At 64.3% G+C, this 8,401-nt stretch carries 6 protein-coding genes, 1 tRNA gene and 4 pseudogenes; 6 read left to right on the top strand and 5 right to left on the bottom strand.

The features are described from left to right. The 4 genes and pseudogenes from WB785_RS01510 to WB785_RS01495 form a co-directional block, all read left to right on the top strand. The coding region (locus tag WB785_RS01510) for an AMP-binding enzyme (protein ID WP_424076936.1) at positions 1-333 on the top strand (333 nt) is incomplete at its 5' end. A gap of 53 nt (positions 334-386) precedes the next feature. Further along, on the top strand, positions 387-986 hold the full coding sequence (locus WB785_RS01505) for a hypothetical protein (protein ID WP_424076935.1): 600 nt from the start codon (positions 387-389) through the stop codon (positions 984-986). A 92-nt stretch (positions 987-1,078) separates the two neighbouring features. Continuing rightward, positions 1,079-1,924 (top strand): annotated as a pseudogene (locus WB785_RS01500) (SDR family NAD(P)-dependent oxidoreductase); the annotation flags it as partial. Further along, a pseudogene (locus tag WB785_RS01495) lies at positions 1,924-2,256 on the top strand (serine hydrolase domain-containing protein); the annotation flags it as partial. The pseudogenes WB785_RS01500 and WB785_RS01495, both read left to right, overlap by 1 nt. A 245-nt stretch (positions 2,257-2,501) precedes the next feature. Here WB785_RS01495 and WB785_RS01490 read toward each other — a convergent pair. The 5 genes and pseudogenes from WB785_RS01490 to WB785_RS01470 all read right to left on the bottom strand — a co-directional run. Then, positions 2,502-2,606: pseudogene (locus tag WB785_RS01490) on the bottom strand (hypothetical protein); the annotation flags it as partial. Positions 2,607-2,876: 270 nt separating this feature from the next. After that, positions 2,877-2,951: transfer RNA gene (locus tag WB785_RS01485), tRNA-Val, on the bottom strand. 56 nt (positions 2,952-3,007) lie between these two features. Next, on the bottom strand, positions 3,008-3,469 hold the full coding sequence (locus WB785_RS01480) for a peroxiredoxin (RefSeq protein ID WP_424076934.1): 462 nt from the start codon (positions 3,467-3,469) through the stop codon (positions 3,008-3,010). Beyond that, positions 3,469-3,891: a DUF3052 domain-containing protein gene (locus tag WB785_RS01475; protein ID WP_424076933.1), complete on the bottom strand. Its 423-nt coding sequence runs from the start codon at positions 3,889-3,891 to the stop codon at positions 3,469-3,471. Before WB785_RS01475 ends, WB785_RS01480 begins: the two co-directional genes overlap by 1 nt. 113 nt (positions 3,892-4,004) lie before the next feature. After that, positions 4,005-4,568, bottom strand: coding sequence for a hypothetical protein (locus tag WB785_RS01470; RefSeq protein ID WP_424076932.1), 564 nt, complete (start codon positions 4,566-4,568; stop codon positions 4,005-4,007). Between the two features lie 173 nt (positions 4,569-4,741). On the opposite strand from WB785_RS01470, the gene aceE reads away from it, so the two are divergent. After that, positions 4,742-7,549, top strand: coding sequence for a pyruvate dehydrogenase (acetyl-transferring), homodimeric type (gene aceE / locus WB785_RS01465; protein ID WP_424076931.1), 2,808 nt, complete (start codon positions 4,742-4,744; stop codon positions 7,547-7,549). Positions 7,550-7,834: 285 nt separating this feature from the next. After that, a pseudogene (locus WB785_RS01460) lies at positions 7,835-8,401 on the top strand (PucR family transcriptional regulator); the annotation flags it as partial.

Below are 8,401 nucleotides of genomic sequence, written 5' to 3'. Positions count from 1 at the left end.
ATCCGGATCTGCGACCGCTCAAAGGATCTCGTGAAATCCGGCGGCGAGTGGATCTCCTCGGTTGATCTGGAGAACCGGCTCATGTGCCACCCGGCGGTCGCCCAAGCCGCCGTCATCGCCGTACCTGACGACCGTTGGGGCGAGCGTCCGCTCGCGGTCGTGTCACTTCGCGCCGGCGCCGAGACCTCGGCTCAAGAGCTACGCGAGCACCTTGCGCAGGAGTTCGCCAAATGGCAACTGCCCGACCGCTTCGAGTTCGTGGCGGCCATCCCGTGCACGGCCACCGGAAAGTTCAAGAAGACCCTGCTGCGCGACCAATTCGTGTCAGCCTGACACCAACCATCCGGGGGCGGTAAGAATCGCCCCAGAAAGTAAGGGAACCGAAAATGAGCCGCTTCGACATCACGAAGACCAACATCGCCGTGGAGCGACTGATCGAGACGACGGAGAATCCGCGCCACCTCTATCTGCTGCACGCCTACAACCGGCACCGTTACCTGGAGATGGCCGGCCGCTGGGAGGAGATCTTCGCTCCCGACATGACGGTCGAGAAACCGGTCTATCACTTCAATATGCTCGGTAAGGTCATCACGCTTGATGGGGCCGAGGCCGTTCAGGAGGTTTATCGGGAGTGGACCCGCATGGGACAGAGTGTCTTCTACACCGATGACGAGAAGCTCGCGGTCAGCGACCACATGATCGTCTCGACAGCGACCGTGTACCAGCAGACCCCGGGCAGCATCATTGTGGCCGACGGCGTCCCCGTCGACCCCGCGGCAACCTACTTGGTAAAGAGCGCCGAGCACATGATCTGGCCCTATGACGACCAGGGCCGGCTGATCGGCGAGGACGTCTGGGAGTACGACGAGACGGTCCGCGAGATCATTGCGCTCGACCCGGCGGACGTGTTGACCGCCGAACAGTCCGGCAAGCTGCTTGCTCCGCTGATCAAGCCACTCCCGGCGCATAACCCGTTCACCGCCTGATACAACAGCTCTGGATGATGCAGGGCCGCGGCTGATGCGCGACCGATCAGCCTCGGTCAACAGCGCCACGACCCCGACCGACATGACAATGAAGGACTCGAATGACCAAGAACCCCTCGACTTTCCACGGCAAGCTGCTGGTGATCACCGGCGGCGGAAGCGGCATCGGACGAGAAACGGCACTCGACTTCGCGCGGCGCGGGGCCGAGGTCGTCCTTTCCGATGTCAACCTCGATGCCGCGAAACAAACCGCGGCGATGATCGACGACGCCGGGGGCACCGCACACCCCTATCAACTCGACGTCGCCGATGAGGCCGCAATGCACGCGCACGCCGATCAAGTCGCCGAAAAACACGGTGTGCCAGACATCCTGATCAACAATGCGGGCATCGGACAGGCTGGCGTGTTCCTGGAAACCCCGTCGAAGTCGTTCACACGAGTGATGGACATCAACTTCTACGGCGTGGTCAACGGCTGTCGCGCCTTCGGAGCGAAGATGGTCGAACGCGGTACAGGCGGCCAGATCGTGAATCTGGCCTCGATGGCCGCATACACGCCACAGCAGAGTTTCACCGCATACTCGACAAGCAAGGCCGCCGTGTTCATGTTCTCCGACTGCCTGCGCGCCGAGTTGGCTAAGTCGGGTATCGGCGTAAGCACCATCTGTCCCGGGATCGTGCACACCAACATCGTCGCGAACACCCAGTTCTCAGGTGTCAGCGCGGGAACGGAAGCGGACAAGCAACAGAAATTCGATCGGTTGTATGAGAAGCGCCACTACACCCCCGACAGGGTCGCCGAACGCATCGTGGCGGCGGTGGCGAAAAAGAAGTCGATCGTGCCGGTGACGCCGGAAGCTCACGTGGCGTACCACGCGCGGCGGTTCGTGCCCGCGCTCGGTCGCTGGCTCGCCGCTCGCAAGGACATCATCCAATAATGGTGCTCAGGGTCACCGTGTCGCCCGGTCTCATTGGTGGAGACGTCGAAGAGGGGTACGGGAAGGTCGCCGACGTTTTTCGCCGCAACGTGTTCAGCGGCAACGAGGTTGGGGCGGCTGTCGCCGTCTACCGCGACGGCGGCAAGGTTGTCGATCTGTGGGGTGGCTTCCGCAATGGGGTCACCAAAGCGCCGTGGGAGGAAGACACCCTCGTCAACATGTTCTCGCCCACGAAAGGTGTCGCCTCGCTTGCGATCGCCGTCGCTGCTGCTCAGGGACTCATCTCGTACGACGTCAAGGTGGCTGATTACTGGCCGGAGTTTGCGCAGGCGTCCAATGGGGTGCTGATGCCGGTATTGACTTTGATGAACTTGGGTCCGTTGCCCATGTAGCGCATCTGGGCCAGCGCCGCCTCGGTGGTGTGCAGGTATTTAGCCACCTGAGCGGGCGTGGCTAGGCGGTGGCTCGACAGGCTGATTACAAGCCATCTGCTTCCGCTATCCACTGCTCGACGTCGGCGCGACGGTAGACCACCCGGCGGCCGAGTTTGAAGGACTTGGCCCCCGGCCCCCATGACGACGTTGGCGAACCGGGCCCGCAGCGCGTCTAACCGGCTCAGCGCCTCAGTGATCTCGCCGGCGTTTCGGATGATGCCTACCAGGTCGTTCATGGTGTCCTGCAGATCGGTGTGCACCTTGTACCGGTTTTCAGTGTTCGGGGCTCTTGTCGGGCGTGGCGGTGGTGAGGTGCTGGTCGGCGCGTTCGATCGCGTTGCTCGGTCGTTGGTGGCCGGGGTTGGGGCTGCCGAGGTGGTGGGCCCAGGGCAGTAGCTGGTCGGCGGCGGCGGTGAGAGTGTGTGCCGGCGCGCGGTGGTCGGGGGTGGTGATGAGCAGCAGTTTGGTATTGGTGTCGGCGGTGTTTTCGGCGAGCCAGCGCTGAACTGCATTAACACTGGTGGGCGCGGACGGTATCGAACCGCCGACCGCTGGTGTGTAAAACCAGAGCTCTACCACTGAGCTACGCGCCCGTGCGGCGCAAAGATACCGCCCCGACCACTTGGCACCCAAAACGCCGACCAACGGTTCAGCCCTTCAGCACCGCCAGCGCGTCGGTCCAGAGTCGCTGATCGCGGACTTCGCCGGGCTGCTTCATCTCGGCGAACTGAATCGTCCCGGCCCGGTCGACGACAAAAGTGCCGCGGTTGGAGTAGCCGGCGTCGTCATTGAACACCCCATAGGCCTGGCTGACCGCGCCATGTGGCCAGAAGTCCGAGAGCACGGGGAACAGGAAACCGTTCTCTGTGGCCCACACCTTGTGGGTGGGTGGGGGCCCGACCGAAATCGCCAGCGGCACACTGTCGTCGTTCTCGAAGTCGGGCAGGTGATCACGCAACTGACCAAGCTCACCCTCGCAGATTCCGGTGAAGGCCAGGGGGAAGAACACCAGCAGCACGTTTTTGGCGCCGCGGTACTCGCTAAGAGTGACCGGCTGTCGGTTCTGGTCGCGCAGCGTGAAGTCCGGTGCGGTAGAACCGACCGTCAACATCAACGGCGCCCGGCACGCGATTTCGGCTGCACCAACCGGCTCGCGCTCCAGTCCCCCAGGTTGACCGACGACGTCGGCATCAGCCCTGCGGTCGGCGCAGACTCCGCGATCTCAGCGGGTAGCACGTGACCTGGCCGGCCGGTCTTGGGCGTAAGCACCCAGATCACTCCGTCGTCGGCCAGCGGCGCGATCGCGTCCATCAACGTGTCGACGAGATCGCCGTCGCCGTCGCGCCACCACAGCAGCACGACGTCGATGACTTCGTCGGTGTCTTCGTCGAGCAACTCGCCACCGCACGTGTCCTCCACGTCAGCGCGGATATCGTCGTCGGTGTCCTCGTCCCAGCCCCACTCTTGGACAACCTGCCCCCGTTGGATGCCCAGTTTGCGGGCATAGCTCGGGGCGTCATCCGCCGCCACCACCGTGCGATCCTCCCTTTTAGCCTCAAGCCGGTCAGTTCAAGCCTCTCGAGCGCCAATGCGCCGTGCGATGGAATTTATCGTCGCATAGCCCGTAGCGTTGCACATCCAGCAACTCATATGGCCGCTCGGCACTGCTTGACGGCTTCGGTTTTAGTGTCGTTGAACTGATTGACGCCCTGATTGAACGCGTCCATTCCACCATGCGAGCGGATGGTATTGGCCAGGTCGCGTGCCGCGTCGGCATAGGCGTTGAGCGCATGGTGCAGGTCCTCGGACAGCGGGCCACCGCTGCTGCCTCCGACCACGTCGGCGCTGTGGTTGAGGGTATCGATGGCGGGGCCCTCGCTGGGTGTGGTGTCGCGGCCCTGGTTGTACGCGGCAACAAAGTCATTCACCTTATCGACGGCGTCTTTGCTGCTGGCGGCAAACGACTCACACGCGCGGACCACGGCCTGCGTCGTCAGCGACTGCTGACGTTGCGACTCCCGGATGCTCGACGTGGCGGCCGACGCCGAGACCGACGCGGACACCGATACGCGATACGCCGGGGCCATTGCGGTGTCGGCGGTCGGGGTGCCGTCCGTGACGCTGGTGCATCCAACGACCGCGATCAACAGCGTGGCGGCGCAGCCGATCGCCCGCGCCCAGGTCTGCGGTCGCCGCAATCCGATCAGCACAACGTGTGACGTTACCGGGTCGCGCCTTGGGCCAGCTTGGACGGGGACTACGCAACGCGATCGACTGTGCGGCACGATAGGGATTGGGCCAAACGGGCCCCAGGACCGGTACGGCAAAGACCGACGGTGCGATCAGCCAAAAGCGGATGAACCGTCACATAAGGAGTAGTGAGTTGACTACCGAGTTCGTACGCCACGATCTGGCGAAAAATCCAACCGGCGCAAGCGAACCCGATCGGGTGCGGGTAATCCGCGAAGGTGTGGCGTCCTATCTGCCGGACATCGACCCGGAGGAGACCGCCGAGTGGCTGGAGTCTTTCGACGCGCTGCTGGAACGCTCGGGGCCGTCGCGGGCGCGCTATCTGATGCTGCGCCTGCTGGAGCGCGCCGGTGAACAGCGGGTCGCGATCCCGGCGCTGACGTCGACCGACTACGTCAACACCATCCCGACCGAACTGGAGCCCTGGTTCCCCGGCGACGAGGATGTCGAACGCCGCTACCGGGCGTGGATCAGATGGAACGCCGCGATCATGGTGCACCGCGCCCAGCGCCCGGGAGTCGGTGTGGGCGGCCATATTTCGACCTACGCCTCGTCTGCGGCGCTCTACGAAGTCGGCTTCAACCACTTCTTCCGCGGGAAAGCGCATCCCGGCGGTGGAGACCACGTGTTCATTCAGGGCCACGCTTCTCCCGGCATTTACGCACGCGCCTTCCTAGAAGGCCGCCTGTCCGCCGACCAGCTCGACGGTTTTCGTCAGGAACACAGCCATCCCGGCGGTGGCCTGCCGTCCTACCCGCACCCGCGGTTGATGCCCGACTTCTGGGAGTTCCCGACGGTGTCGATGGGGCTGGGCCCGATGAATGCGATCTATCAGGCCCGGTTCAACCACTACCTGCATGACCGTGGCATCAAAGACACCTCCGACCAGCACGTGTGGGCGTTCCTCGGCGACGGCGAGATGGACGAGCCGGAGAGCCGCGGGCTGGCCCACGTCGCCGCGCTGGAGGCGTTGGACAACTTGACCTTCGTCATCAACTGCAACCTGCAACGTCTCGACGGGCCGGTGCGCGGCAACGGCAAGATCATCCAGGAGCTGGAGTCGTTCTTCCGCGGCGCCGGCTGGAACGTCATCAAGGTGGTCTGGGGCCGCGAGTGGGACGCGCTGCTGCACGCCGACCGCGACGGCGCGTTGGTGAACCTGATGAACACCACCCCCGACGGCGACTACCAGACCTACAAGGCCAACGACGGGGCCTATGTCCGAGACCACTTCTTCGGACGCGACCCGCGCACCAAGGCGCTTGTCGAGAACATGACCGATTCGGAGATCTGGAACCTCAAGCGTGGTGGTCACGACTACCGCAAGGTCTACGCCGCCTACCGCGGCGCCGTCGACCACAAGGGACAGCCGACGGTGATCCTGGCCAAGACCATCAAGGGCTACTCGCTGGGCGCTCACTTCCAGGGCCGCAACGCGACACATCAGATGAAAAAGCTTGCGCTGCAAGATCTTAAGGACTTCCGCGACGCTATCCGGATCCCGATCAGCGACGCCCAGCTGGAGGAGGATCCCTACCTGCCGCCGTACTACCACCCCGGGCCGGAGGCCCCCGAAATCCGGTATCTGCTCGATCGTCGTCGCGCGCTGGGTGGCTTCCTGCCCGAGCGGCGTACCAAGGCCAAGGCCCTGGCGCTTCCCGGTCGCGATGCCTATAAGGCCCTGAAGAAAGGTTCGGGCCAGCAGGAGGTTGCCACCACGATGGCAACGGTGCGCACCTTCAAGGAAGTGTTGCGCGACAAGGAAGTTGGGCCCCGCATCGTGCCGATCATCCCCGACGAGGCGCGCACGTTCGGCATGGACTCGTGGTTCCCGTCGTTGAAGATCTACAACCGCAACGGCCAGCTCTACACCGCCGTCGACGCCGAGCTGATGTTGGCTTACAAGGAAAGTGACATCGGCCAGATCCTGCACGAGGGCATCAACGAGGCCGGGTCGGTCGCCTCGTTCACCGCAGCCGGCACGTCATACTCGACGCACAACGAACCGATGATCCCGATCTACATCTTCTATTCGATGTTCGGGTTCCAGCGCACCGGCGACGGCCTGTGGGCCGCGGCCGACCAGATGGCACGCGGCTTCCTATTGGGAGCAACCGCGGGGCGCACCACGCTGACCGGCGAAGGTCTGCAGCACGCCGACGGCCATTCGCTGCTGCTGGCGGCCACCAATCCGGCGGTGGTCGCGTACGACCCCGCGTTCGCCTTCGAGATCGCCTACATCATCGAAAGCGGGCTGGCCCGCATGTTTGGCGGTGAGAACGCCGAAAATGTCATGTTCTACATCACCATCTACAACGAGCCGTATGTGCAGCCGCCGGAGCCGGAACACTTCGACCCCGAAGGCCTGTTGCGGGGCATCTACCGGTATCGCGCGGCCAAGGAAAGCCGCGCGAACACAGCGCACATCTTGGCTTCCGGGGTGGCAATGCCCTCGGCGCTACAAGCCGCCGAGATGCTGGCCGCCGAATGGGATGTCGCCGCAGACGTGTGGTCGGTAACCAGCTGGAGCGAGCTGAATCGTGACGGTATTGCCGTCGAAAAGGAGAAGCTGCGCCACTCGGATCGCCCGGCGGGTCAGGCCTACGTCGCTCGGATTTTGTCCGAGGCCCGCTCGGACCGCCCGGGGCCGATCATCGCCGTGTCGGACTGGATGCGCGCAGTACCCGAACAGATTCGGCCGTGGGTCCCGGGCACTTACGTCACGTTGGGCACCGACGGGTTCGGCTTCTCCGACACCCGGCCGGCCGCGCGCCGCTACTTCAACACCGACGCCGAATCTCAGGTCGTCGCGGTGCTGGAGGCGCTGGCGCGCGACGGCCAAATCGACCCATCGGTACCGGTCGCGGCTGCCCGGCAATACCGGATCGACGATGTGCAGGCGGCGCCGGCGCAAACCTCCGACCCCGGTCCGGGCGCCTAGGGATCAGCGGGCCGGCTGAAGCCTGGTTAACCTCACGAGACTCAGCGACCTCTTACGTCACTAGCGGGGAGGGTACTGCCTTTTCCAAATTGAGGCGCGGGCGATATCACCCACGGAGCTGATATCGCATATGCCACGTTTCAGAAAACAGTGTGGTGGTCGAGTCTTGGTGCTGGTGTGACAGCGGAGGTCAACCGCGGCCAGGCCCGCGCTCGCGCAGCGGCCGTCGGCGCACACCCGGGTGCCTTGGCAGAAACATCCACAAAACTGGCGTAGCTTTTAGGAATGCCTGACAAGAAATCTGCTCTGCCGCGGTCGACGCTGGAGCTGCTGGACGCTGTTCCGGAGTCGCTGTTGCGACGGCTGAAGCAGTACTCCGGGCGGTTTTCCACCGAGGCGGTGACGGCGATGGGCGACCGGCTGCCGTTCTTCGCCGAGCTTGAAGCCTCCCAGCGGGCTAGCGTGTCGCTGGTGGTGCAGACCGCCGTGGTGAACTTCGTGGAGTGGATGACCGACCCGGACAGCAACATCAACTACACCGCACGGGCATTCGAACTGATGCCGCAGGATCTGACCCGGCGGATGCCATTGCGCCACTCCGTGGACATGGTGCGGGTGACCATGGAGTTCTTCGAAGAGGTCGCCCCCTTGTTGGCCCGCACTGACGAACAGTTCACCGCGCTGATGGTGGGCATTCTCAAGTACAGCCGCGACCTGGCCTTTAGTGCCGCCACCGCCTACGCCGATGCCGCCGAGGCGCGCGGCAGCTGGGACAGCCGAATGGAGGCCAGCGTGGTGGACGCGGTGGTGCGTGGCGACACCGGCCCCGAGCTGCTGTCCCGCGCGGCCGCG

The sequence above is a fragment of the Mycobacterium sp. genome (assembly GCF_049585075.1).
Taxonomy (GTDB): Bacteria; Actinomycetota; Actinomycetes; order Mycobacteriales; family Mycobacteriaceae; genus Mycobacterium.
This window is presented reverse-complemented; position numbering and strand designations above follow the sequence as displayed.